2 protein-coding genes are annotated in these 934 nt (G+C 66.1%); both read left to right on the top strand.

Annotated elements, in window-relative coordinates; all coding sequences use genetic code 11:
- Positions 1 to 621 (top strand): P22 phage major capsid protein family protein (locus ABD844_RS52635; protein ID WP_344897796.1); only part of this gene is annotated, 621 nt, incomplete at its 5' end.
- A 5-nt stretch (positions 622 to 626) separates the two neighbouring features.
- A partial coding sequence (locus tag ABD844_RS52630) for a hypothetical protein (RefSeq protein WP_344897793.1) occupies positions 627 to 934 on the top strand: 308 nt, incomplete at its 3' end.

Here is a 934-nt window from a genome sequence, read left to right as displayed (position 1 = left end):
GCGTGTGAGGCGATCGCCCAGAAGATCGACAGGGACATCCTGTCGCTGCGGAACGACGTCGTGCAGAAGGTTGGTCTCAACGCCGACCCTGCGCCGTTCAAGTACGCCAACCCGCGCGTGGCCATTGCGTCGAGGCGTGTGCTCAACCAGCGCAACGTTCCGGCGACGGACAGGTACATCGTGGTCGGCCCGGAGCAGGAAGCGCTCTGGCTGAGCGATGAGCTGTTCCACAGGGCCGACGCGAGGGGTGACACCGAGGGTCTGCGCGAGGCCCACTTGGGTCGGAGGGTCTTCGGTTTCGATGGCTATCAGACCCAGAACATCAAGGTGCCCGAGTTCAAGCCGGCCGACCCGGTCGGCACGGTTCTGCCGGACCACGAGATCGGCGTCGCGTTCCATAAGACGGCGTTTGCCCTGGTTACGCGCCCCTTGGTGATGCCGCAAGGTGCTGCCAACGCGCACGTCGAGAGCTACCGCGGCTTCGGGTTGAGGGTGGTCATGGACTACGACATCAGCAAGAAGCAGGACGTGATCAGCATCGACACGCTCTACGGCGTGAAGTGCCTAGACCCCAACCGGGCAGTGCTGATCACGACCGGCGCGACGAAGGCCAAGGCGTAGGGCCGGTGTTCGTCTACCACAACCGCAACACCGGGCAGACAGTCGAGCTGGCCGAGCGGGACTCGATCTTGGACTGCTGGCCTAACTGGGTGCTGCTCGCCCAGCCCGAGCCCGTGCCGTCGTCCGGCCCGTCGCCTGCTCAGCAGGCCGCGGGTCGGCCCGCGCCGCCTTTCGAGTCCGCGAACAAGCAGGTGTGGATCGCGTACGCGATCTCGCGTGGGATGGCCGAGAAGGACGCTCGTGCCCTGTCGAAGGCCGCGCTCGTCGAGGAGTTCGGCGCCGACGACCAGCAGGAAGAGGGTGACGGCGATGG

The organism is Nonomuraea antimicrobica (genome assembly GCF_039536965.1).
In the GTDB taxonomy this organism is placed as follows: domain Bacteria; phylum Actinomycetota; class Actinomycetes; order Streptosporangiales; family Streptosporangiaceae; genus Nonomuraea; species Nonomuraea antimicrobica.
Note: the sequence above shows the minus strand (reverse complement) of the source record. Positions and strands in the feature narration are given on the sequence as shown.